Here is a 23102-nt window from a genome sequence, read left to right as displayed (position 1 = left end):
TGGTTGACCGGAGGGGATCAGCCGGGAACGCGGTCGATGAAGTTCATCATGCCCAGTTCACGCCCGCGATCGATGACCGCGGGCTCGCCGGACTTGTAGAGCACCTTCTGGTTGAAGCCGTACACGGTGATGTCATTGACCACGTTGTCGGCGATGATCGTGTTGGACGATCCCTGTACCGAGATCGCATAGCAGCTGCCGAGAGCGGTGATGACGTTCTGCGATCCGTTCACAAAGACCGTGGCGTCACTGCAATCGATGGTGGTGACGAGCCCGTACTGGGTGATGTGAGTGTCGCCGTTCTTGGCCAGGCGAATGTTGTCGCCGAGGCCCGAACGGCCCTCGGGTGAGCCCGTCAATGTGACGATGCCGCCGGTCACCAGGACGGCGACCAGCAGGCGTCGCCCAGCCGAAACTAGAACGTGTGTCATTTCAGCGTCCAGATCACCTGATGAGAATAAGCCACGGCGCGCCACGACAGGCTCGGTAGGCTGACAAACACAAAGGTGACGGTGGGGAGAGATAGGGTCATACCAGGCCATCTGCCGAGGAGGCCGCACCAAAGAGCACCGAACTAGAACGACTCACCCCCGAAGGCGGCCAGACGTGACGACCGAGCCCGCAACCGCGCACCGCAGAAATCCTGCGCGGGCAACACGGCTCAACCGCGACACCGTTGTCAATGCCGCGCTGTCATTTCTCGACCGGGCCGGCTGGGACGCGCTGACCATCAACGCGCTGGCTGTCGAGCTGGGTACCAAGGGGCCATCGCTCTATAACCATGTGGACAGCCTCGATGATCTGCGCCACGAGGTGCGCGGCCGGGTGCTGGTCGAGATTGTCGGCATGCTGCACACCGTGAGCTCGGGTCGTACCAGCGAGGACGCAATCCTGGCCATGGCGGGTGCATATCGCAGCTACGCGCACCACCATCCGGGAAGATATGCCGCCCTGACCCGGATGCCGTTCCTGGATGATGTGAACCGTCCGACGATCGACGCACGTGAATTGGCCAAGCCCGCGACCGAGGCCATTGGTGTGTACGGGCTCGACGAAGACACCGCCTTTCACGCGGGCGTTGAGCTGTGGGCCGCGATGCACGGGTTCGTCATGCTGGAGATGACAGGCTTCATGGCGGGCATCGAGATGGATCCCGACATCGCGTTTACGGAGATGGTGCACCGCTTTGCGTCGGGTCTGGCCGAGCGGCGATGAGCGCTCGGCGCGAAGAGTAGACCTCACCGATGAGCGCTCGGCGCGAAGAGTAGACCTCACCGATGAGCGCTCGGCGCGAAGAGCAGGCCGCTTAGTCAGGTATGTTGCCCGCGCATTGGTGAGTTGTCGATGACCTGCGCTTTGTCGCTGGTAGGCGAGTTTGTCTCACTGTGATCAGCCCTGGTATGGTAGGGCGCTGTGCCTGGCCAATGGCCACCGCTGGGGTATTCGGTGGGGGTCAGATAGGGCGCCAGGTCAATTCGCATGCCCAGAGGGTGAAGGAGTTTTTCTTCGCGTCCGCGGTGTGTGCGACACGCCCGGCCTCGGGATACCGATATGGGCGAGAACTGCAGGACAACAGGGCCTTTTGACGGGCTCGCGACGCTAGAGCCCCACGTACGTAGTTAGAAGTAGCTCGAAGGAAGAGAAAGCCGGTACATGCCAACCATCAACCAGCTGGTCCGTAAGGGTCGCCGGGACAAGATCGCCAAGGTGAAGACTGCGGCCCTCAAGGGCAGCCCGCAGCGCCGTGGCGTCTGCACCCGCGTCTACACCACCACCCCGAAGAAGCCGAACTCGGCGCTGCGGAAGGTGGCCCGTGTGCGGCTGACCAGCGCGGTGGAGGTCACCGCCTACATCCCAGGTGAGGGTCACAACCTGCAGGAGCACTCGATGGTGCTCGTGCGCGGTGGTCGTGTGAAGGACCTCCCCGGTGTGCGCTACAAGATCATCCGCGGGTCCCTGGACACCCAGGGCGTCAAGAGTCGCAAGCAGGCCCGGAGCAAGTACGGCGCCAAGAAGGAGAAGAGCTAATGCCACGTAAGGGACCCGCGCCGGCGCGCCCCCTGGTCAACGACCCTGTTTACAGTTCCCAGCTGGTGACCCAGCTGGTCAACAAGGTGCTGCTCGATGGCAAGAAGTCCATCGCCGAGCGCATCGTGTACGGCGCACTGGAGCAGGCCCGCGACAAGACTGGCACCGATCCGGTTGTCACCCTCAAGCGCGCCATGGACAACGTCAAGCCTGCCCTTGAGGTGCGCAGCCGCCGCGTCGGTGGCGCCACCTACCAGGTGCCGGTCGAGGTTCGTCCCGATCGTTCCACCACCCTTGCCCTGCGCTGGTTGGTGAGCTTCTCGCGGGCGCGCCGCGAAAAGACCATGATTGAGCGTCTGGCGAACGAGATCCTGGACGCCAGCAATGGCCTGGGTGCCTCGGTGAAGCGTCGCGAGGATGTTCACAAGATGGCCGAGGCCAACCGGGCGTTCGCGCACTACCGCTGGTGATCTGACGGGCCTCATCTCACGGCGAGGCGCGACCAGTTCGTCCATCCCCAATTCGAAGCGAAAGAGCGGAAACTTCTGTGGCACAGGAAGTGCTGACCGACCTGAACAAGGTCCGCAACTTCGGCATCATGGCGCACATCGATGCCGGCAAGACCACCACAACCGAGCGCATCCTCTTCTACACCGGTATCACGTACAAGATCGGTGAGGTCCACGACGGCGCAGCCACCATGGACTGGATGGAGCAGGAGCAGGAGCGCGGCATCACCATCACGTCCGCCGCGACGACCGCTTACTGGAAAGAAAACCAGCTCAACATCATCGACACCCCGGGGCACGTCGACTTCACCGTCGAGGTGGAGCGCAACCTGCGTGTGCTCGACGGCGCGGTGGCCGTTTTTGATGGCAAAGAGGGCGTGGAGCCGCAGTCCGAGCAGGTGTGGCGTCAGGCCGACCGCTACGACGTGCCGCGTATCTGTTTCGTCAACAAGATGGACAAGCTGGGCGCCGACTTCTACTACACGGTGAAGACCATCGAGGATCGCCTCGGTGCGCGCGCGCTGCCCATCCAGCTGCCGATCGGTGCCGAAAACGACTTCGAGGGCATCATCGACCTGGTCGAGATGAACGCCAAGGTGTGGCGTGGCGAGACCAAGCTCGGCGAGCAGTACGAGGTTGTCGAGATTCCCGCCGAGCTGGCGGAGAAGGCCGCGGAGTACCGCGCGAAGCTCCTCGAAGCCGTCGCTGAAACCGATGAGACGCTGCTGGAGAAGTACTTTGGCGGCGAAGAGCTGACCATTGACGAGATCAAGGGTGCGATCCGCAAGCTGGTAATCAGTTCCGAGGCCTACCCGGTGCTGTGTGGTAGTGCGTTCAAGAACAAGGGCGTGCAGCCCATGCTTGACGCCGTCATCGACTACCTGCCGTCGCCGCTGGACGTCGAGTCGGTCACCGGCCACGTGCCCGGCAAGGAAGACGAGCTGATTCAGCGCAGGCCGTCTACTGACGAGCCGTTCAGTGCGTTGGCATTCAAGGTCGCCACCCACCCGTTCTTCGGCAAGCTGATCTACATCCGCGTGTACTCGGGCAAGGTCGATTCCGGCACCCAGGTGGTCAACTCCACCAAGGGCAAGAAGGAGCGTCTGGGCAAGCTGTTCCAGATGCACTCCAACAAGGAAAACCCGGTCGAGTCCGCATCCGCCGGCCACATCTATGCCGCGATCGGTCTCAAGGACACCACTACCGGTGACACCCTGTGCGACCCGAGCAACCAGATCGTGCTGGAGTCCATGACCTTCCCGGATCCGGTGATCCAGGTGGCCATCGAGCCCAAGACCAAGAGCGACCAGGAAAAGCTGGGCACCGCGATCCAGAAGCTCGCCGAGGAAGACCCCACCTTCAAGGTCAAGCAGGACGACGAGACCGGCCAGACCATCATCGGTGGCATGGGCGAGTTGCACCTGGACATCCTGGTGGACCGCATGCGTCGCGAATTCAAGGTCGAGGCGAATGTCGGTAAGCCGCAGGTGGCCTACCGCGAGACCATCCGCCGCGCGGTGGAGAAGGTCGAGTTCACCCACAAGAAGCAGACGGGTGGCTCGGGTCAGTTCGCGAAGGTGATCATCTCCGTCGAACCGCTGGTGGATGCCGAGGACGGCGCCACCTACGAGTTCGCGAACAAGGTCACCGGTGGCCGCGTTCCGCGTGAGTACATCCCGTCGGTGGATGCCGGTGCGCAGGACGCCATGCAGTACGGCATCTTGGCCGGTTATCCGCTGGTGAACGTCAAGGTCACGCTGCTCGACGGCGCGTACCACGATGTTGACTCGTCGGAAATGGCCTTCAAGATCGCGGGTTCCCAGGCATTCAAAAAGGCTGCCGGGCAAGCACAGCCGGTCATCCTGGAGCCCATCATGGCTGTCGAGGTCACCACACCCGAGGACTACATGGGTGACGTGATCGGCGACCTGAACTCCCGCCGTGGCCAGATCCAGGCTATGGAGGAGCGCAGCGGTGCACGTGTCGTCAAGGCGCAGGTTCCGCTGTCGGAGATGTTCGGCTACGTCGGCGACCTTCGGTCGAAGACCCAGGGCCGGGCTAACTACTCCATGGTGTTCGACTCGTACGCCGAAGTTCCGGCGAACGTGTCGAAGGAGATCATCGCGAAGGCGACTGGGGAGTAGCGAAAGCTCACAACCCATTCGGACTTGCGCGAGTGAGTCCGCTAGGCAAATGAAAACCCTTGCCTCTGAGAAAGTCTCAGAGACAACAGAAAGTCCAGGAGGACACAACAGTGGCGAAGGCGAAGTTCGAGCGGACGAAGCCGCACGTCAACATCGGGACCATCGGTCACGTTGACCACGGCAAGACCACTCTCACTGCGGCAATCACCAAGGTGCTGCACGACAAGTACCCCACTCTGAACGAGGCATCAGCCTTCGACCAGATCGACAACGCTCCCGAAGAGAAGGCTCGTGGTATCACGATCAACATCTCGCACGTGGAGTACCAGACCGAGAAGCGTCACTACGCGCACGTCGACGCCCCCGGCCACGCCGACTACATCAAGAACATGATCACCGGTGCCGCCCAGATGGACGGCGCGATCCTGGTAGTCGCCGCGACCGACGGCCCGATGCCGCAGACGCGTGAGCACGTGCTGCTCGCCCGTCAGGTGGGTGTGCCCTACATCCTCGTCGCGCTGAACAAGTCCGACATGGTGGATGACGAGGAACTGCTCGAGCTCGTCGAGCTGGAGGTCCGGGAGCTGCTGAGCAGCCAGGACTTCGACGGTGACAACGCTCCCGTGGTTCGCGTCTCCGCGCTCAAGGCGCTCGAGGGCGACGCCGAGTGGGCCAAGACCGTTGGCGATCTGATGGACGCCGTTGACGAGTCGATCCCGGACCCGGTTCGCGAGACCGACAAGCCGTTCCTGATGCCCGTCGAGGACGTGTTCACCATCACCGGTCGTGGCACCGTGGTGACCGGTCGCGTCGAGCGTGGCGTGATCAACGTGAACGAGGACGTCGAGATCGTCGGCATCAAGGACACCGTCACCAAGACCACGGTCACCGGTGTCGAGATGTTCCGCAAGCTGCTCGATCAGGGCCAGGCCGGCGACAACGTTGGTCTGCTGGTCCGTGGTGTGAAGCGTGAGGACGTCGAGCGTGGCCAGGTTGTGGTCAAGCCCGGCACCACCACTCCGCACACCGAGTTCGACGGCAGCGTCTACATCCTGTCCAAGGACGAAGGCGGCCGTCACACGCCGTTCTTCAACAACTACCGCCCGCAGTTCTACTTCCGTACCACGGACGTGACCGGCGTGGTGACACTGCCCGAGGGCACCGAGATGGTTATGCCCGGTGACAACACCGACATCTCCGTCAAGCTGATCCAGCCGGTGGCCATGGACGAGGGTCTGCGTTTCGCGATTCGTGAAGGTGGCCGTACCGTCGGCGCCGGTCGCGTGACCAAGATCCACAAGTGATCTAAAAGACGCCAAGAAAACGGCGCTCACCCTTCCAAGGGTGGGCGCCGTTTTCGTTGTGACCTCGACCAACTCACAAGGGCGGGCGGTAGGAAGCGATCCCTAGCGGGCGAAGGCGTGCCCGGAAGTGTTGTTGTCGTGCATTGTGTATGTCGATGCCACCTTGGCGCGTTTCTCGATCAACTCGGACAAAAGATTGTTCACCGCACTGGGATTGGGGTTGAAGGCATCCAGCCGGTGGCGCACCAGGCCGATGCCAGGCAGCCGATCGAGAACCGCGGACGCGTTGGCGTTGACGGTGGCCGCTCGACGGAACAGCCAGCCCGAGAGACGGTGGTTGATGCCGTCGAAGGTTGTGCCCTGGAAGAATTCGTCCATCGCCTCGGGTCCCATCAGCATGGAGCCGGGGCCGGCGAGTACTTCAGCGAAGAGGCGCCGGACGGGGCCGGTACGCGCGCCGGACATGCCCGTGGCCAGCGCTTCGATCAACTCGACGCGCCAGCGTGAGGCATCTCCGGAACGGGCCAGCAGGTAGTCGAGATTGCGCATGGCGTCGATGCCCGTCCGCGGCAGCAGGTCTTCGGTGACGCCGAACATCAGCGCCCAGCGCAGCAAGTAGTGCCACACATCGTCGATTTCCCTGAGCGTGCAAGATCTTCCGAGTCGATAGTCGACGAGGAGCGCCCCGAGCATGGCCTCGATGAATCCACACATGGACGCGTTGGAAATGGGAGCACCGTACTGGGCGAAATTGTCTTCGCCCCAGGCGCTCCGCAGACCCCGTCGGGCCAGTGAGTGCACCAATCGAACGCGCATGGTGAGCTTGATCTGCTCGGAGCCGGGTACCAATCCGTCGCGGTCGAAGATCATGGAGAAGAACCGATTGGTCTCGGCCAGCCGTTGGGCACTCTGATAGCGGAACCGGCCGGTTGCTCCGGTGGCCGCCGATACATCCGAGTTCATGACGGTGTCGAACACCGCGAAGGTCGCCATGACCGCGGTGGTCGCGGTGGTCACCTGGCGTGCCCGCAGTCGACCGCGTTCCGCCTTGGCCGGATCCCACCACTGCGGCACGCGGTAGGCATCCGCGAACAGAGCCCGCAGTGCCTCGGGAGGATCGTCGAGGCTGTCGATGCCGTGCTCGACGGCCTGCTCGAACAATGCTCGGGCCTGAGCGGACCCCAGCTCGTGAAACAGCTCCACCACGGCGTCCATCGGCTCGTCGCCCTGCCACATGTGATCGTCGAACAGGCGGGTCGCTGGTGTCGGGGTCACCTCGTCCTCGACATCGAACCAAGGGTCGAACAAGTAGTGCCGGCAGTGCCGCCAGATCCAGCCGAATTCATTCTTGCCCTCCGGAATTGGGCGTAGATCCATTCCGGGGCGCAAGTAGTAGTCAAACGGGTGCGAACCGTCTGACGGTGGTTTGTCGACCACGGTGAGCTCGGGCATCCGGCGCCTCCTGGGGTGTTGACGTCGACATCATTGACAACGCGCATTGTCAATATTAGGTCGCCGGGCGGAGGCTTACAAGTGCTGACATTGCGACCTAGCGGGCGAAGGCATCCCCGGAGGTATTGGTGTCGTGCATCGTGTACGTGGAGCTGACCTTGTTGAGCTTCTCGAGAATGCCGAACGCTGGATTCAGCACCGCGCTGGGGTTCGGGAGCAGAGTCCCGTAGACAATCCTGCGTGCCACCTGTGTGCCGGGTACCCGGTCACGGATCGCCGCCACTCGCGCGCTCACCGACATCGCGGCCTGTAGTGCCCGTCCGGGGAGCTGGCGGGGGAGCCGTTCATAGCTTGTGCCACGGACGAATTCGTCCATCGCCTCGGGCCCCATGAGGACCCAGCCCGGCGCGCCTATGCCCGCCACGAACATCAGGTCGCTGAGTAACTTACGCAGGCGGGGAACGGGTAGTGGGGCAATGACTGCCGAGGGGAGTGCCGAGAGGACCTCGACGAGTTCAACTCGCCAGCGTGAGGCATCACCGGAGCGCGCCAACAGGTAGTCGAGATTGTGCATGGCGTCGGTCCCGGTCTTGGGGCATAGCTCCTCGCTAATGCCGAAGAGCAGTGCCCATCGCGTCATGTAATGCCACGCGTCATCCAGCTCGTCGCGGGTGCAGGGCCGGCCGAACCGATGCTCAATGAGCATCTGCCCGAGTGATTCGGCTTCGATGAATCCGCACATCGACGAGTTGGAGATGGGCACACCAAAGTCGGAGAAGTTCTCCGTTCCCCACGCGGCGCGAAGCCCCTTGCGGGCCAACGAATGTACGAGGCGTACGCGCAGCGTCATCTGTACCTGTGGCGATCCGGGTCGCATCGCATCACGGTCGCGCAGAGCCGCGAAAAAGCGCGCTGTTTCGAGGAGTCGTTGTTGGCCTTGGTCACGGAACCGGCCGGAGGCGCCGGTGGTGGCCGACACGTCGGAGTTCATGACGGTGTCGAAGACCCCGAATGACGCCATCAGGAGCACCGTGGGTGCCGCCATCTGGTTCAGGCGGACTCTTCCCCGCTCCGCTTTGGCCGGGTCCCACCATTCTGGAACCCGATACGCATCCTCCAGGAGTGCACGCAGCTCGTCGGGTGGGTCGTCCAGCGCATCGATGCCTTCGGTGATGGCCTGTTCGAACAACGGGCGGGCCTGTTGGGAGCCCATCCGGTCGAACACGGCCACCACGGCGTCCATCAGCTCGTCGCCCTGCCACATGTGGTCATCGAACAGGCGAGTCAGCGGTGTCGGGGTGACTTCGTCTTCGACGTCGAACCAGTTGTCGAACAATGTGTGTCGGCAGTGGCGCCAGATCCAGCCGAAATCGTTCTTGCCCCCGGGGATCGGGCGTAGGTCCATGCCTGGCCGGTGGTAGTAGTCGTAGGGGTGGGGATCACGCGCTGACGAGCGATCCGCGGCGGTGAGCTTGGGCATGCGAGTGCCTCCTGTCGGGCGATGTCGGCATCGTTGACAACATCTATTGCCAATATTAGGGCCTGGTCAGATCCCACACAAGATGCCGCGCAGGTGGTGGATGATGAACGCCATGAACGTGGTCGCACGCTTTCTGAAAATCCTGGCCTTCTCGCTGCTCTGCGGGATCGTCGGGCCGATATTCATCGTGATGTATTACGTGATCGACGAACCCGCGACGAGTTGGATGCTGTACAGCGGTGTCGGTATCACCATCGGAATCGTGGTGTTGGCATTCGTGTTGACACTGATATTTACCAGGACCGACGAGGCGCGCAAGTCGTTGGAGGCCAACGGTATTCTCGCGCTTGCCGATGTGGTGGCGGCCAATGAGACCGGGATGCGGGTCAATGATCAGCCGGTGATCAAGCTGACGCTGCAGATACACGGAGACGGGATCAGTCCGTTCCGCGCCGAGACGAGAACGCGAGTGTCCGTGCTGCAGGTGCCGGCTCTCTCGCGGGGCAAGCTCGTCGTGCTCGTCGCGCCAGGCACCGAGCAGTTTCAGATCGACTGGCAGCGTAGTGCATTGCTCAACGGTCAGGTACCGGCCAAGTTCACCAGCTCGTCGCAAGGCCGCGAGTATGACCTCACCGGGCAGGCCGGCCCGCTCTTCGAGATCATGAAGGTTCTCAAGGCCAATGGCATAGGCACCGACGGCGTGGTGGATATCCGCTCGAATCCGGTTGTTCGCCAACAGATCGATGCGATCCTACGCAAGACGGAGGGGGCCGAGCGGGCACCCTCTGCCGACCCCACACCCTCAGGTTCGGTGGCCGATCGGCTTGCCGAGCTCGATCGGTTGAAGCTCGCATCACTGGTATCGGAGGCGGAGTACAACACCAAACGTGCGGAGATCCTCAGCGACCTCTAGGCCCGCTTCTTCCTGCCCACTGAGCGGGTCCTCAATCTGGAACACGTTCTAGAACGGCTGCTAGCCTGGTGTCGATTGCAAAGGAGCAGACATGGCGGATCAGCCGGCCCATCAGACCTTGTCCGGAAAAGTGGCCTTCGTAACCGGTGCGGCTCGTGGCCAGGGACGCCAGCATGCGGTGCGGCTGGCCCAAGCCGGCGCGGACATTGTCGCGATCGACGCCTGTGCCCCCGTGTCGGAGTACGCGGGGTATGACCCCGCCACCCCCGAAGACCTCAAGGAGACCGCGCGGCTCGTCGAGGCCGCCGGGCGCGAGATCATCGCCGAGCAGGCAGATGTCCGCAACGGTGCGGCGCTGCAGAGCGTGGTCGAGGGGGCTGTCGCCCAGTTCGGGCACATCGACATCCTGATCGCCAATGCCGGAGTGCTCAGCTGGGGCCGGTTGTGGGAGATGCCCGATCAGCAGTGGGAAGACATCATCGACACCAACCTCACCGGCACCTGGAAGACCGTGAAAGCCGTTGTGCCGACGATGATCGCGGCCGGCAACGGTGGTTCGATCGTGATCGTGAGCTCGGTATCCGGACTCAAGGGCACCCCGGGTAACGGCGCCTACGTTGCCTCGAAATTCGGCCTGACCGGACTCACGAAGTCGTTGACGATCGAACTCGCCGAATACGGGATCCGGGTCAACTCGATCCATCCCTATGGAGTGACAACCCCGATGATCACCGGCGACGCCATGATGAAGCTACTGGCCGAGCACCCCAACTACCTGCCGAGCATTGCTCCAATGCCTTTGTCACCCACCAAGATGCTTGAGCCCGACGAGATCTCCGACGTGGTGCTGTGGCTAGCGGGCGATGCGTCGGGCACGCTGGCCGGTGCGCAGGTGCCGGTGGACAAGGGGCACCTGACGTATTAGCCCGGCATCACAACGACGGGCACCGGGCTGTGCCTGACGATCTTGGTTGCGCGTGAGCCGAGGAAGACGCGGGCGACGGTGCTATGCGGGCGACTGCCGAGAACCAGTAGCTCGCCGTCGAGCCATTCGGCGTTGTCCAGCGCGTCATCCCAGCTGTCGCCGGTGACGACCTTCAGCTCCACATCGGAGTCGAGTATCCCCTCGTGGCGCAGCGTGGCCAGAGCGTCCTCGGACTGGGAGACCCAGCTGGCGAGCACCGCGTCCTCGGCCTCGGGGCCAACACCGGCGGTCAGCATCGTGCGTCCGCGCACCGCGAAGGTAACGACACGCAATGGTGCGTGCAGGCGCTGGGTCAGTCGAACTGCTTGTTGCACAACATCAACCGCATCCTCGGTGCCGGGGTACCCGCAGGTGACCCGGCTGACCGTGCCTGCCTTCGAGCCGCGATAGCCGCGGGGGCTGATGGCCAGCGGGACGGGGGAGGAGTGCAACAGCCGGTCGCCGGTCGAGCCCAGCACCACCTGTCCGAGACTTCCCTCCGAGGCAGAGCCAACGACGAGTACCTCCGCGTCAGATGCCTCGACGGCTTCCAGCAGCCCGCCGGACACCGAGCGATGCGCCACGTTGTGGAACGTGACATCTATTCCAGCGCTGATCTTTTCGAGATATGCGGCGGCTTCGGACTTCGAATCTTCGGATAGCTTCTGTGCCCATTGGGCGTACTCGGCGTCGATCTTGGCTTTCGACAGAGTGGTCCAGGGCTTGGGCACCACCGTGGTGACAGTCAGCGAGGTTTCCAGAACGCGGGCAGATTCGACAGCCAGGTGCAGGGCACCCTTACCGCCCTTGCCCGAGAGATATCCGACGACGACGGTCATATCTGACGCTCTTCGCGCAAGCGGGGGGTACCACCCACACGTGGGGGCCTCATCGCACCGGCTCCTCAATCAATTCGGCTGGGTCGCTGGGTGAGTCGTTCAGCGCGCTGTGGTGTCGGCCCCACACCAGGTAGAACGCCAGCACCACGACCACCCAGGATCCGAATGCGATCCAGGTGATCCAGGGCAGGCTGAACAGAATGTAGCCGCAGGCGATGACGGACAGGACCGGTGTAACCGGGTAGCCGGGAACACGAAAGGCTCGCGGCAGTTCGGGCTCTCGCACCCGCAAAATGATGACGCCGATGGACACCACGATGAATGCCGTGAGAGTGCCGATCGACACCATGTTCGCCAGGCTGTTCAAGGGGACGAAGGCGGCCATGAGGCCCACGACGATCGCGACGATGATCGTGTTGTTCACCGGAGTGAGCGTGCGGGGGTTGACCTGCGCGAAGACCGAAGGCAGCAGGCCGTCGCGGCCGATGGCGAAGAGAATGCGGGTTTGACCGTACATCGACACGAGGGTGATCGAGAAGATTGAAATGACCGCCCCCAACGCGAGGAACGTACTGGCGGAGGTGCTTCCGGTGACCTTATCCAGAATCAGGGCAAGGCCCGCGGACTGACCCTCGAACTCCCTCCACGGCTGTGCGCCCAATGCGGCCAGGGCCACCACGAGGTAGAAGACAGTGACAATCAGGAGCGCGGCGATGAGCGCGCGCGGCATGGTCCGCTGCGGGTCTTTCACTTCCTCGCCGGCGGTGGACACGGTGTCCAACCCGACATAGGTGAAGAAGATTGTCCCGGCCGCGGCGCCGATGCCGCTGACGCCGAACGGCGCGAAGTCGGAGAAGTTACCCGCCTGAAACGCGGTGAACGCGATGATCGCGAACACCGTCAGTACGGCGAGTTTGAGCAGCACCATGACCGTGTTCACCAGTGCGGACTCACTTGTCCCGCGGATGAGAAGGATTGCGCACATGACGATGAGGACCACCGCGGGCAGGTTGAGCCAGGCATGCGGCATCCCCGGATCGGCGTTATCCCAGGGGGCGGCGCTGATCGCATGCGGCAGATGTGTTCCGAAGACGTTGACCAAAAGCTTGTCGAGATACTGGCTCCAGCCCACCGCTACCGCGGCCGCTGACACGCCGTACTCCAGCAGCAGACAGGCGGCCACCACCATCGCCGCCAGCTCGCCCAAGGTGGTGTACGCGTAGGAGAACGAGGATCCCGATACCGGTACCGCGGAGGCCAACTCGGCGTAACAGAGTGCGGCGAGTCCTGCGGCGAGACCCGCGACAAGGAATGAGACCATCACCGCGGGGCCCGCTTTGGGCACGGATTCGGCCAGGATGAAGAAGATGCCGGTGCCCACCGTGGCGCCGACGCCGATCATGGTCAGCTGGAATGTTCCCATCGACTGCCTCAGATGCCCACCGGCGCCGTGCGCGGTGGGCGCCCCGGACGTGGGACGGCGGCGCAGCAGCTGCTGGGCAAGACTGGGTGACGAGGGTGCCATAGTGCCTCCTGTGACCGGGCGAAACCTATCGGCTATTGGCCAGCGCATCAGCGAACTGGTCTATCGCCCAATCGATTTCGTCCTCGGTGATGACAAGGGGTGGTGCAAATCGGAGAGTCGCGCCATGCGTGTCCTTCACTAAGACGCCACACTCTGCCATGCGCAGACTGATTTGTCTTCCGGTTGCCACATTCGGATCGATGTCGACCCCGGCCCACAGCCCCAGCGAACGCACCTCGGTGACGCCATGGCCGATCAGGGCGTCGAGACGGCTTCGCAGGTGTCTGCCCAGAACGGCTGCCCGGCGCTGGAACTCACCGCGCTCCAGGATTGCCACGACGGTGGATCCGATAGCCGCGGCCAATGGATTACCGCCGAAGGTGGAACCGTGCTCGCCCGGATGCAGCACGCCGAGCACATCGGTATCGGCGACCACGGCCGAGACCGGGACCACGCCGCCACCGAGTGCCTTGCCCAGCAGGTACACATCCGGGACCACGTTCCAGTGGTCGCACGCAAAGATCCTGCCGGTACGCGCGAGCCCGGCCTGAATCTCATCGGCGATGAACAGGACATTGTTCTCGGTGCACATTGTGCGGACCGCGGGCAGGTAATCGTCGGGGGGGATGACGATGCCGGCCTCACCCTGAATAGGCTCGAGCAGGACTGCGACGGTGTTGTCGTCGATCGCCCGTGCCAGGGCGGCGATATCGCCGAACGGCACGACGCGGAACCCGGGAGTGAACGGGCCGAACCCGCCGCGCGCCGTCTCGTCGGAGGAGAAGCTGACGATGCTGATGGTGCGTCCGTGGAAATTGTTATGTGCTACCACGATATTGGCTTGTCCCGCAGGCACTCCCTTGACATCGGTACCCCACTTGCGCGCGACCTTGATGCCGCTCTCCACGGCCTCGGCCCCGGTGTTCATCGGCAGCACCATGCCCTTGCCGCAGAGGCGGGCGAGATCGCGGCAGAACCTGCCGAGACGATCGGAATGAAACGCCCTGCTCACCAGGGTCACCGTGTCGAGCTGTGCGTGTGCGGCCGCGAGGATCTCGGGGTTCCCGTGGCCGAAGTTCACCGCCGAGTAGGCAGCCAGGCAATCGAGATACCGCTTGCCGTCCACATCCTCGATCCAGGCACCCTCGGCGCGGTGAGCGACGACCGGTAACGGCGCATAGTTGTGTGCGCCGTACAGCTCGGCCAACTCGATGTATTCAGAACTCTTGTAGGAATCGGGTGACATACGGGGAGCCTGTTCCGTCAGTGCGTGACTCTCTTCGCCCACGTGGCTCATCGCAGTCACGAGTGCAGCTCCAGTGTGCAGCATTTCACCGATCCGCCACCCTTGAGTAGTTCGGAAAGGTCGATGCCGACCGGTTCGAACCCGGCGGCACGGAGCTGTTCGGCGAATCCGGTCGCCGCTGCGGGCAGCATGACGTGGCGACCGTCGGAGACCGCATTCATCCCAAGTACGTAGGCGTCTTTGGAGCTGGCAATGATCGCGTTGGGGTACATGAGCCGCAGCCTGGCTTGTGAGGCCTCACTGAACGCCTGCGGGTAGTACGCCACGGTCTGCGGATCCAGCACGGCCAGCGCCGTATCCAGATGGTAGAAACGCGGATCGACGAGCTCCAGCGTGACGACGGGAATGTCGAGCATCTGTGCCACCTCGACGTGCGACCTGACATCGGTGCGAAAACCCGTGCCCGCCAACATGATGTTGCCCGCTAGCAGAAAGTCACCCTGCCCCTCGTTGGTGTAGCGCGAGTGCATGGGGCGCAATCCATGCGCACGCATCCATCCGGCGTGTGCGGCAGATTCACCCGCGCGCTCGGCATGCGTGAATCGCGCGACAACAGCCTTTCCCCGCAACACGATTCCGCCGTTTGCGGCGTAGACCATGTCCGGCAGTCCGGCCACGGGGGGCAGGATGTCCACCGTGTGCCCGAGACGTTCGTAGGTGTCGCGCAATGCATCCCATTGCGCGACGGCGAGTGTCGGGTCGACGGGATTGGATACGTCCATCCAGGGATTGATCGCGTATTCGACTGTGTAGTACGTCGGCGGCACCATCACGTAGTGACGCGTCGTCGGTGTTCTGTCTGGTTGCTGGATGGGGGAGCCGGCCGGGTGTCCACCCTCGTGCACAACGGTCATGTGGTGAGCGTATGAGAGGTGATTACTGCAATCAATCTCCATACGTTGTCTGGTCGATCATGATTCATTGCGTCTAGACGGCAAATTTGGCATTCTGTTGCAGGAATGGATGGGATTGCCGGAGGAGGATCGTGAATGGCCGAGCTCGATGCCACCGATGAGCGGATCGTGACGCTGTTGATGCGTAATGCTCGAGCGACGTTCGCCGAGATCGGCGAGGAGGTGAACCTGTCGGCCCCCGCGGTCAAGCGTCGTGTCGATCGCCTGGTCGCGACGGGGGTGATCAAGGGCTTCACCACCGTGGTGGATCGCGCCGCGGTCGGATGGAACACCGAGGCCTACGTTCAGGTCTACTGCCAGGGCACCATCACCCCGGAAGCCCTGCGGCGGGCGTGGATCGATATTCCCGAGGTGGTGAGCGCCGCGACGGTGACCGGAACCTCCGACGCGATGTTGCGTGTGCTGGCTCGCGATATTCAGCACCTCGAGCGCGCGCTGGAACGCATCCGTGCCAGTGGGGACATCGACCGCACCGAGAGCATTGTGGTGCTCTCCAACCTGGTGGACCGAGCGCAGGTCCAGGGGTAGGAGGCTCGGGCGATAGGCGTGACACCGCGCATGTCCAGTCGTGTATGAAGTAGACCGTGAGTGATGCGACTGGGAGCGACGCGGAGCAGGGTGTCCTGATCATCGGTGGTGGGCTGGGCGCGGTGCGAACCGCCGAGCAGCTGCGCCGCGCGGAGTTCACCGGGCCGATCACCATTGTGAGTGGCGAGGCTCATCTGCCCTACGATCGCCCGCCGCTGTCCAAGGATGTGCTGCGTGACGCGGAGAAGACCATCGACGCGGTCGTGCTCAAGCCGCGAGAGTTCTATGACGAGAAGCAGATTGAGCTGCGACTCGGCGCGAGGGTAGTGGCATTGGACCCCGCCGGCCGCACGGTCGCTCTGGATGACGGAAGCACGGTGCAGTACGGGGAGGTCATCATCGCGACCGGCCTCGTTCCCCGGCGTATTTCCGCATTCCCCAACCTGGACGGCATCCACGTGCTGCGGACCGCCGACGATAGCTTCGCCTTGCGGGGAGACGCCGCGAATGCGCGCCGCGCGGTGATTGTGGGAGCCGGATTCATTGGATGCGAGGTCGCATCAACATTGCGGGCCAACGGGGTTGATGTGGTTCTGGTCGAACCGCAACCGGCCCCGCTGCTGGCTGCAATCGGTCAGCAGCTCGGTGACCTGGTCGCCCGTCTGCACCGCAACGAGGGTGTCGATGTTCGCGTGGGTGTCGGAGTGGACGCCGTGGAAGGCGAGGGGCGAGTCCGGTCCGTCACGCTGTCGGATGGCACGAGGCTGGACGCCGATCTCGTCGTGCTGGGGATTGGGAGCCGGCCCGCGACGGACTGGCTGGTCGGATCCGGCGTCGAGGTGGACAACGGCGTGGTGTGCGATGCCGTCGGCCGCACCGGCACCCCGCATGTCTGGGCGCTGGGTGATGTTGCCGCATGGGCAGATGCCGCCGGGCTTCCCAGCCGTGTGGAGCACTGGAGCAATGTCGCCGAGCAGGTTCGTGCGCTTGTACCAGCGTTGCTTGGGCAGGAGCCTTCCGCCAGTGCTGCTGCCGTGCCGTACTTTTGGAGTGATCAGTACGACGTGAAGATTCAGTCGCTCGGCCATCTGGGAGGCTCGGACACCGTGCATCTCGTCTCCGATGACGGTCGTAGGTTCCTGGCCTACCTGGAGCGCGATGGTGTGCTGACCGGAGTCGTCGGCTGCGGGATGGCCGGCCCGGTGATGAAGATGCGGGCCAAGATCGCAGCGGGGACGCCCATCGCCGAGGTACTGGAGTAGCGAGATTTAGCCGAGGGCTCGCAGCCCCGCCTCGGCGGCGTCGAAGCCCTTGCCGAGTAGCGCGGTAAGCGCCGACGATTCGTCGGCGAGCCATTGTTCGTAGGCGGCGAGCGCCACGCCGAGCAGTGTCCAGCCGACGGTCTGCGGCAAGAGGGCAGTGGGATCCGCCCCGCTGCGTTTGGCCACGAACTGTGCGATGACGTCACGCCAGCCGGTGTACATCAGCATCGAATATGCCTGTAGCGCCGGGATCTCCAGGATCAGTCTCATCCGCATGCGGTGTCGCGGGGCTTCGTCGACCGGAAAGTTGTTGAATGTCAACAGCGCCTGGCGCAGTGCGGTGCTGATGTCCACGGTGTCCGGAGTCTCATCCAACAGCGCACGCATCACCTCCAGGTGAGAATCGAAGTCGCCCCACACGATTGCGTTCTTAGAGCTGTAGTACCGAAACACCGTGCGCCGGGCGATGCCGGCTGCCGCGGCGATGTCATCGACGCTGACGTCGTCGAAGCTGCGCTGCGTGAACAGCGCCATGGCAACCGCGGTGATCTCGTCCCGGGTTGTGGAAGGGCGTCGTCCTACGCGCGTCGGCTGCGCATTCATGTCGAGAACTCCACCATTTCCTGACACCCTCTTCCCTTTCTGCACTCGATGCCATTATTATCGTGATCGTTGCCACAGTCCAGACTCACAAAGGAGTGAACAGATGGCCGAGCCCACCACTGTCGCCGGACAGACCACCGACACCGAACTGGTGCAGGAATCGCTGGTCGAAGAGGTATCGATCGACGGGATGTGCGGCGTCTACTGAGACGCCCGGTCTCGATGAGCGCCATGATTGACGAGGCGCCCGCCGGTTTCGACTGGACCCGGCCCTGGCAGTTACACCCCCAGGTGTCGTTGCGTCCGGAGCCGTTCGGGGCGCTGCTCTACCACTTCGGCACCCGCAAGCTGTCCTTCCTGAAGAACCGCACCCTGTTGCAGATCGTGCAATCCCTTACCGACCACAGCAGTGCCGAGAATGCTTGGCGGGCCGCTGGTGTCGAGGACGGTCAGGTTGCCGCGTACCAGCGGGCCCTGGCGGTACTGGCAGATTCAAAGATGATCGTGACCCGAGAGGACGCCTGATGAGCGCTCCCGCAGTACCCCGCCCGAATGTCGCCGGCGTCGCGGCTCCGAGACTGGATGTCGCCGGCGTCGCGGCTCCGAGACTCGTGGATCAGTTCGAGCAGGGGCTGGATGCTCCCATCTGCCTTACCTGGGAGCTGACCTACGCCTGCAATCTGTCCTGTGTGCATTGCCTCTCGTCATCGGGCAAGCGCGATCCACGTGAGCTGTCCACCAGGCAGTGCAAGGACATCATCGACGAGCTCGAACGCATGCAGGTGTTCTACGTGAACATCGGCGGCGGCGAACCCACTGTGCGATCAGACTTTTGGGAGCTCGTTGATTACGCGACCGAGCATCACGTAGGGGTCAAATTCTCGACCAACGGCGTGCGTATCACCGAGGAGGTGGCGGCGCGACTGGCCGCGAGCGACTACGTCGATGTACAGATCTCACTGGATGGCGCGACCGCGGAGGTCAACGACGCCGTGCGCGGTGTGGGATCGTTCGCCATGGCGGTGCGCGCGCTGGAGAACCTGGCCGCCGCCGGATTCAAGGACGCCAAGATCTCGGTGGTGGTTACCCGCCACAATGTGGACCAGCTCGATGAGTTCGCGGATCTGGCCGCAAAATACGGTGCCACACTGCGGATTACGCGACTGCGTCCCTCCGGTCGTGGCGCCGATGTGTGGGACGAGCTCCATCCCACCCCCGCCCAGCAGCGTCAGCTGTACGACTGGCTGGTGCCCAATGGCGAGCGGGTACTCACGGGCGATTCCTTCTTCCACCTATCGGCCTACGGCGACGGGTCCGGGGGTTTGCCGGGCCTGAACATGTGCGGCGCCGGGCGGGTGGTGTGCCTGATCGATCCGGTGGGCGATGTCTATGCCTGCCCGTTTGCCATCCATGACCGATTCCGTGCCGGAAATGTGTTGTCCGACGGTGGATTTGACACGGTCTGGAAGCACTCGCAGCTGTTCACCGAGTTACGTGAGCCGCAGTCCGCGGGTGCATGCGGCAGTTGCGGGCATTACGACAGCTGCCGGGGCGGCTGCATGGCGGCCAAGTTCTTCACCGGGTTGCCGATGGACGGGCCCGACCCGGAGTGCGTGCAGGGCTATGGCGAGGCGGCCCTGGCCGCCGATCGAGTGGTGCCCAAACCCAGTGGCGACCACTCGCATTCGAAGGGCAAGCGCGGACCGTCCGGGGGCCCCGTTGCCCTGACTCTGACGCGTCGGCCACCCTCGCGCGCATGCGATGAGAACCCCATTTCCAATGTACGAGCAGGACGGTAGATGGCCCGCAACACATGGTTCGAGACGGTCGCGATTGCCCAGCAACGGGCCAAGAAGCGACTGCCGAGGTCCGTCTACAGCTCGCTGATCTCCGCCAGTGAAAAGGGGCTGACCGTCAGTGACAATGTCGAGGCGTTCGCAGAGCTCGGATTCGAGCCTCACGTCGTCGGCATTCAGCCGGACCGTGAACTGTCGACAACTGTTCTAGGGCAAGAGATCTCGTTACCGGTGATGATCTCTCCGACCGGGGTTCAGGCCGTTGATCCCGACGGTGAGGTGGCGGTGGCCCGGGCCGCCGCCGCACGTGGAACCGCCATGGGATTGTCCTCCTTCGCGAGTAAGCCCATCGAGGATGTGGTGGCCGCGAATCCGAAGACGCACTTCCAGATTTACTGGCTAGGCGGGCGTGACGATGTTGCCCAGCGCATTCAGCGTGCGAAAGATGCTGGTGCAGTGGGTCTTATCGCCACGCTTGACTGGAGCTTTTCGCACGGTCGTGATTGGGGCAGCCCTTCCATACCCGAGAAGATGAACTTGCGGTCGATGATCCGGCTGGCGCCGGAAGTGGTCACCAAGCCCGGCTGGCTGTGGTCGTTCGGGAAGAAGATGAACATTCCGGATTTGCGGGTGCCCAACCAGGCTGCTCGCGGCGAGGCCGGGCCGCCCTTCTTCGATGCCTACGGGCAGTGGATGGGAACTCCGGCGCCGACATGGGATGACGTTCAATGGATGCGTGAGCAATGGGACGGTCCATTCATGCTCAAGGGCGTCATGCGCATTGATGATGCCAAAAGGGCTGTAGATTGCGGAGTTTCGGCGATTTCGGTGTCGAATCACGGCGGTAACAATCTCGATGGAACGCCCGCGTCGATCCGTGCGTTGCCGGGCATCGCACAGGCTGTCGGTGGTGACGTCGAGGTGCTGCTGGATGGCGGCATTCGGCGGGGTAGCGATGTCGTCAAGGCATTGGCACTTGGAGCGCGTGCGGTGATGATCGGACGGGCGTATCTCTGGGGCCTGGCGGCCTCGGGTCAGGCCGGCGTCGAAAATGTTCTGGACATCATGCGCGGCGGCATCGATTCGGCACTGATGGGGCTCGGCAAGAAATCTGTGCACGAACTATCCCCAGATGATCTTCTCGTCCCTGACGGATTTGCCCGGGGCCTCGGACGGCACTAGTTCAGCGCATCGGGAATTGAACACGGTGTCGGCAGGGTCGATGTGGCGGCAGGGGCTGGCGTGACAATCGGTGCGAAATAGCGCCCAGCACCTAAGCCGACGGCCAGCAAGGATGTAAAGACCTCAATTGGGTGGGCCAACTTTGGATGCATTTGGCGTGAATTCGGCCTACCATCGGCGGGTGGCTGTACCGACTGTCTTGAGCACCGCCATCTCTCCGGAGCTCGCAGACGAGGCCATCACGCTGTTCACCCCGCTCGGCTCAACCGAGCAACACGGGCCGCACTTGCCGTTGGATACCGACACCCGGATTGCCGATGCTGTGGCTACCGCTGCGGCCGAGATGCTGGCCTCCGATGCGGGCGCCGGCCGGACGGCTCTCGCCCCTGCCCTCGCGTACGGATCCAGCGGAGAACATCAATCCTTCGCTGGAACGATCTCGATCGGTACCGCGGCGCTGACCCAGGTCCTCGTGGAGTACGGCAGGTCGGCCACGCAGTGGTGCCGACGCATCGTGTTCGTGAACGGTCACGGCGGCAACATCGAGGCGACGGTCTCCGCGGTGCGGCTCCTGCGTTCGGAGGGCCGCGATATCGCGTGGTGGGCGTGCGCGGTCGAAGGCGGTGACGCGCACGCTGGACATGCGGAAACATCTCTGCTGCTACATATTTCACCGGATGCAGTGCGCCACGAGGAAGTGCTCGCCGGAAACTCGGCACCGCTGCACGAGCTGATGGCGCCGATGCGTGCGGGCGGCGTAGCGGCGGTCAGCGCGATCGGTGTGCTCGGAGATCCGACGACCGCCAGCAGCCAGGACGGCGCGCGGATGCTCGCGACGATGACCCGACGATGCGCCAACGCGGTGCGCCGTTGGTTACCTGATGCCGACGGGCGGCTGGTATGACGACGAGCGACGACGCGGTGCAGGGCATGTCCGCATCACACGGACGGCTACCCGATGGATTCGCGGTTCAGGTGGATCGACGGGTTCGCGTGCTCGACGAGGGGTCGGCGCTGCTGGGTGGGTCGCCGACTCGGCTCCTGCGACTGGCGCCTGCCGCGCGGACGCTGCTTTCCGGCGGGCGGCTTGAGGTACGCGATGCGACGAGCGCTCAGCTGGCCCGGACGCTGCTCGATGCGACCGTCGCCCACCCGCGCCCCACGAGTGGTCCGGGCTATCGGGACGTGACTGTCGTTATTCCATGCCGTAACAATGGTTTTGGATTACGTCGACTGCTGCGGGCACTGCGCGGAATGCGCGTGATCGTTATCGACGACGGTTCCACCATTCCGATCGTGGAGTGCGAGCTGGAGGGTATGCACTGTGACGTGCGGGTGGTGCGGCACACCGACAGTCAGGGTCCGGCGGCGGCCCGCAACACCGGGCTGAAGCTGGCGACCACGGACTTCGTCGCGTTCCTTGATTCGGATGTGGTGCCCAGGCGCGGTTGGCTGGAGGGACTGCTGGGGCACTTCAGCGATCCCGCGGTGGCTCTGGTTGCTCCGCGGATTGTTGGATTAGTGTTGAGCGACAATGCGATTGCTCGGTATGAAGCAGTCAGGTCCTCGTTGGATCTCGGCCTTCGTGAGGCGCCGGTCGTACCGTACGGCCCGGTGTCGTACGTCCCCAGTGCCGCCATCGTGGTGAGGCGGGTCGCCATCGACGAGATTGGCGGCTTCGACGAGTCACTGCAGTGCGGCGAGGACGTGGATCTGTGCTGGCGGCTCATCGAGGCGGGGTCGCGGCTTCGGTACGAGCCGGTGTCCCAGGTGGCCCATGACCACAGGCTTACTCTTCGAGAATGGTTCGCGCGCAAGACATTCTATGGAAAGAGTGCGGCGCCGCTGTCGACGCGTCATCCCGACAAGGTGGCGCCGATGGTCATCTCGCGGTGGACGCTGCTGGTGTGGATTCTCGTAGCGGTGGGTTCGGGGATGGGCTATCTGGCCGCGGCAGGCATGGCCGCGCTCGCGGCGGGGCGCGTCGCGAGGACACTCCGGGGAGTCGATACCCCGCCACGGGACGTCGTTCGGGTAGCCGCCCAAGGTGTGGGCGGTGCGGCGTTGCAGATCGCGTCCGCGCTCTGCCGCCACTACTGGCCGTTGGCGTTGGTGGCGGCCGCGCTGTCCCGGCGCAGCCGCCAGGTGCTCGTTGTGGCCGCGATTGTCGACGGCGTGGTGGATTGGATGAAGCGCAACGACAATTCGGCCTCTCCCGATGATCGCATCGGTCTGCTCGAGTACGTACTGCTGAAGCGCCTCGACGACATCGCCTATGGGATTGGCCTGTGGTCCGGGATTGTGCAGGAGCGCGATCTCGGTGCGCTCCGACCGGAACTACGGCCCTGAGCAG

Annotated in this window: 23 protein-coding genes; 15 read left to right on the top strand and 8 right to left on the bottom strand. The window is 63.6% G+C overall.

Annotated features, from left to right (window positions below; translation table 11 throughout):
• Positions 1-17 precede the first annotated feature (17 nt).
• On the bottom strand, positions 18-398 hold the full coding sequence (locus DSM43276_RS18250; protein ID WP_078327996.1) for a DUF3060 domain-containing protein: 381 nt from the start codon (positions 396-398) through the stop codon (positions 18-20).
• A 208-nt stretch (positions 399-606) separates the two neighbouring features.
• Between DSM43276_RS18250 and DSM43276_RS18245 the strand changes: the two genes are divergently transcribed.
• From DSM43276_RS18245 to tuf, 5 genes are all read left to right on the top strand, one after another.
• A complete protein-coding gene (locus DSM43276_RS18245; RefSeq protein ID WP_078323473.1) occupies positions 607-1215 on the top strand; it encodes a TetR/AcrR family transcriptional regulator in 609 nt (202 codons plus the stop codon).
• Positions 1216-1653: 438 nt separating this feature from the next.
• A complete protein-coding gene (gene rpsL / locus DSM43276_RS18240) occupies positions 1654-2028 on the top strand; it encodes a 30S ribosomal protein S12 (protein WP_078323474.1) in 375 nt (124 codons plus the stop codon).
• Positions 2028-2498: a 30S ribosomal protein S7 gene (gene rpsG / locus DSM43276_RS18235; RefSeq protein ID WP_078297735.1), complete on the top strand. Its 471-nt coding sequence runs from the start codon at positions 2028-2030 to the stop codon at positions 2496-2498. The genes rpsL and rpsG overlap by 1 nt, the downstream gene beginning before the upstream one ends.
• 77 nt (positions 2499-2575) lie before the next feature.
• Positions 2576-4681: an elongation factor G gene (fusA, locus tag DSM43276_RS18230; protein WP_078297734.1), complete on the top strand. Its 2106-nt coding sequence runs from the start codon at positions 2576-2578 to the stop codon at positions 4679-4681.
• A 110-nt stretch (positions 4682-4791) separates the two neighbouring features.
• Positions 4792-5985 (top strand): elongation factor Tu, encoded by a 1194-nt coding sequence (tuf, locus tag DSM43276_RS18225; protein WP_078288431.1) that lies wholly within the window; start codon positions 4792-4794, stop codon positions 5983-5985.
• A gap of 102 nt (positions 5986-6087) precedes the next feature.
• Here tuf and DSM43276_RS18220 read toward each other — a convergent pair whose 3' ends face one another.
• Together DSM43276_RS18220 and DSM43276_RS18215 are read right to left on the bottom strand one after the other, a co-directional pair.
• Positions 6088-7437 carry an oxygenase MpaB family protein gene (locus DSM43276_RS18220; RefSeq protein WP_078327790.1) on the bottom strand — a complete coding sequence of 450 codons (1350 nt, stop codon included), beginning with the start codon at positions 7435-7437 and terminating at the stop codon, positions 6088-6090.
• Between the two features lie 97 nt (positions 7438-7534).
• Positions 7535-8917, bottom strand: a complete 1383-nt coding sequence (locus DSM43276_RS18215) for an oxygenase MpaB family protein (protein WP_078327789.1) — start codon at positions 8915-8917, stop codon at positions 7535-7537.
• Positions 8918-9029: 112 nt separating this feature from the next.
• On the opposite strand from DSM43276_RS18215, the gene DSM43276_RS18210 reads away from it, so the two are divergent.
• A complete protein-coding gene (locus tag DSM43276_RS18210; protein ID WP_109555869.1) occupies positions 9030-9830 on the top strand; it encodes a hypothetical protein in 801 nt (266 codons plus the stop codon).
• A 91-nt stretch (positions 9831-9921) separates the two neighbouring features.
• Positions 9922-10755 (top strand): mycofactocin-coupled SDR family oxidoreductase, encoded by an 834-nt coding sequence (locus DSM43276_RS18205; RefSeq protein WP_078327788.1) that lies wholly within the window; start codon positions 9922-9924, stop codon positions 10753-10755.
• Here the strand turns inward: DSM43276_RS18205 and DSM43276_RS18200 are convergent.
• Genes DSM43276_RS18200 through ddaH form a run of 4 tightly spaced genes read right to left on the bottom strand, consistent with a single transcriptional unit; the run spans position 10752 to position 15318 of the window.
• Positions 10752-11633: a universal stress protein gene (locus DSM43276_RS18200; RefSeq protein WP_078327787.1), complete on the bottom strand. Its 882-nt coding sequence runs from the start codon at positions 11631-11633 to the stop codon at positions 10752-10754. The genes DSM43276_RS18205 and DSM43276_RS18200 overlap by 4 nt on opposite strands.
• Positions 11634-11682: 49 nt before the next feature.
• A complete protein-coding gene (locus DSM43276_RS18195) occupies positions 11683-13158 on the bottom strand; it encodes an APC family permease (protein WP_078327786.1) in 1476 nt (491 codons plus the stop codon).
• 25 nt (positions 13159-13183) lie between these two features.
• Positions 13184-14404: an ornithine--oxo-acid transaminase gene (rocD, locus tag DSM43276_RS18190; protein WP_078327785.1), complete on the bottom strand. Its 1221-nt coding sequence runs from the start codon at positions 14402-14404 to the stop codon at positions 13184-13186.
• 56 nt (positions 14405-14460) lie between these two features.
• Positions 14461-15318 (bottom strand): dimethylargininase, encoded by an 858-nt coding sequence (gene ddaH, locus DSM43276_RS18185; protein WP_109555851.1) that lies wholly within the window; start codon positions 15316-15318, stop codon positions 14461-14463.
• Positions 15319-15453: 135 nt separating this feature from the next.
• Between ddaH and DSM43276_RS18180 the strand changes: the two genes are divergently transcribed.
• Positions 15454-15906 carry an Rv2324 family transcriptional regulator gene (locus DSM43276_RS18180; RefSeq protein ID WP_030096676.1) on the top strand — a complete coding sequence of 151 codons (453 nt, stop codon included), beginning with the start codon at positions 15454-15456 and terminating at the stop codon, positions 15904-15906.
• A 56-nt stretch (positions 15907-15962) separates the two neighbouring features.
• Positions 15963-17168 (top strand): NAD(P)/FAD-dependent oxidoreductase, encoded by a 1206-nt coding sequence (locus DSM43276_RS18175; protein WP_078327784.1) that lies wholly within the window; start codon positions 15963-15965, stop codon positions 17166-17168.
• Positions 17169-17174: 6 nt separating this feature from the next.
• Here DSM43276_RS18175 and mftR read toward each other — a convergent pair whose 3' ends face one another.
• Positions 17175-17771, bottom strand: a complete 597-nt coding sequence (gene mftR, locus DSM43276_RS18170) for a mycofactocin system transcriptional regulator (RefSeq protein WP_078327783.1) — start codon at positions 17769-17771, stop codon at positions 17175-17177.
• A gap of 103 nt (positions 17772-17874) precedes the next feature.
• Between mftR and mftA the strand changes: the two genes are divergently transcribed.
• From mftA to mftF, 6 genes are all read left to right on the top strand, one after another.
• The gene (gene mftA, locus DSM43276_RS18165) at positions 17875-17979 is read left to right on the top strand and encodes a mycofactocin precursor MftA (RefSeq protein WP_030096679.1); all 105 of its coding nucleotides are present in this window, start codon (positions 17875-17877) and stop codon (positions 17977-17979) included.
• Positions 17980-17993: 14 nt separating this feature from the next.
• On the top strand, positions 17994-18296 hold the full coding sequence (gene mftB, locus DSM43276_RS18160; protein ID WP_078327782.1) for a mycofactocin biosynthesis chaperone MftB: 303 nt from the start codon (positions 17994-17996) through the stop codon (positions 18294-18296).
• Complete coding sequence (gene mftC / locus DSM43276_RS18155) at positions 18296-19570, top strand: mycofactocin radical SAM maturase (protein ID WP_078327781.1); 1275 nt, start codon at positions 18296-18298, stop codon at positions 19568-19570. Before mftB ends, mftC begins: the two co-directional genes overlap by 1 nt.
• A complete protein-coding gene (gene mftD, locus DSM43276_RS18150) occupies positions 19571-20749 on the top strand; it encodes a pre-mycofactocin synthase MftD (RefSeq protein WP_078327780.1) in 1179 nt (392 codons plus the stop codon).
• Positions 20750-20906: 157 nt separating this feature from the next.
• The gene (gene mftE, locus DSM43276_RS18145; protein ID WP_078327779.1) at positions 20907-21653 is read left to right on the top strand and encodes a mycofactocin biosynthesis peptidyl-dipeptidase MftE; all 747 of its coding nucleotides are present in this window, start codon (positions 20907-20909) and stop codon (positions 21651-21653) included.
• Positions 21650-23098: a mycofactocin biosynthesis glycosyltransferase MftF gene (mftF, locus tag DSM43276_RS18140; protein ID WP_078323488.1), complete on the top strand. Its 1449-nt coding sequence runs from the start codon at positions 21650-21652 to the stop codon at positions 23096-23098. Before mftE ends, mftF begins: the two co-directional genes overlap by 4 nt.
• Positions 23099-23102: the final 4 nt, after the last annotated feature.

This window comes from Mycobacteroides salmoniphilum (assembly GCF_004924335.1).
GTDB classification, from domain to species: Bacteria; Actinomycetota; Actinomycetes; order Mycobacteriales; family Mycobacteriaceae; genus Mycobacterium; species Mycobacterium salmoniphilum.
This window is presented reverse-complemented; position numbering and strand designations above follow the sequence as displayed.

Bases quoted from the DNA above. Each gene is read 5' to 3' on its own strand.
- rpsG (WP_078297735.1), top strand. From the start codon at position 2,028: ATGCCACGTAAGGGACCCGCGCCGGCGCGCCCCCTGGTCAACGACCCT.
- mftB (WP_078327782.1), top strand. From the start codon at position 17,994: ATGAGCGCCATGATTGACGAGGCGCCCGCCGGTTTCGACTGGACCCGG.
- DSM43276_RS18195 (WP_078327786.1), bottom strand. From the start codon at position 13,158: ATGGCACCCTCGTCACCCAGTCTTGCCCAGCAGCTGCTGCGCCGCCGT.
- DSM43276_RS18220 (WP_078327790.1), bottom strand. From the start codon at position 7,437: ATGCCCGAGCTCACCGTGGTCGACAAACCACCGTCAGACGGTTCGCAC.
- rpsL (WP_078323474.1), top strand. From the start codon at position 1,654: ATGCCAACCATCAACCAGCTGGTCCGTAAGGGTCGCCGGGACAAGATC.
- mftA (WP_030096679.1), top strand. From the start codon at position 17,875: ATGGCCGAGCCCACCACTGTCGCCGGACAGACCACCGACACCGAACTG.
- mftD (WP_078327780.1), top strand. From the start codon at position 19,571: ATGGCCCGCAACACATGGTTCGAGACGGTCGCGATTGCCCAGCAACGG.
- DSM43276_RS18215 (WP_078327789.1), bottom strand. From the start codon at position 8,917: ATGCCCAAGCTCACCGCCGCGGATCGCTCGTCAGCGCGTGATCCCCAC.
- mftC (WP_078327781.1), top strand. From the start codon at position 18,296: ATGAGCGCTCCCGCAGTACCCCGCCCGAATGTCGCCGGCGTCGCGGCT.
- DSM43276_RS18205 (WP_078327788.1), top strand. From the start codon at position 9,922: ATGGCGGATCAGCCGGCCCATCAGACCTTGTCCGGAAAAGTGGCCTTC.
- mftF (WP_078323488.1), top strand. From the start codon at position 21,650: ATGACGACGAGCGACGACGCGGTGCAGGGCATGTCCGCATCACACGGA.
- DSM43276_RS18210 (WP_109555869.1), top strand. From the start codon at position 9,030: ATGAACGTGGTCGCACGCTTTCTGAAAATCCTGGCCTTCTCGCTGCTC.
- DSM43276_RS18200 (WP_078327787.1), bottom strand. From the start codon at position 11,633: ATGACCGTCGTCGTCGGATATCTCTCGGGCAAGGGCGGTAAGGGTGCC.
- mftR (WP_078327783.1), bottom strand. From the start codon at position 17,771: ATGAATGCGCAGCCGACGCGCGTAGGACGACGCCCTTCCACAACCCGG.
- rocD (WP_078327785.1), bottom strand. From the start codon at position 14,404: ATGTCACCCGATTCCTACAAGAGTTCTGAATACATCGAGTTGGCCGAG.
- ddaH (WP_109555851.1), bottom strand. From the start codon at position 15,318: ATGACCGTTGTGCACGAGGGTGGACACCCGGCCGGCTCCCCCATCCAG.
- DSM43276_RS18180 (WP_030096676.1), top strand. From the start codon at position 15,454: ATGGCCGAGCTCGATGCCACCGATGAGCGGATCGTGACGCTGTTGATG.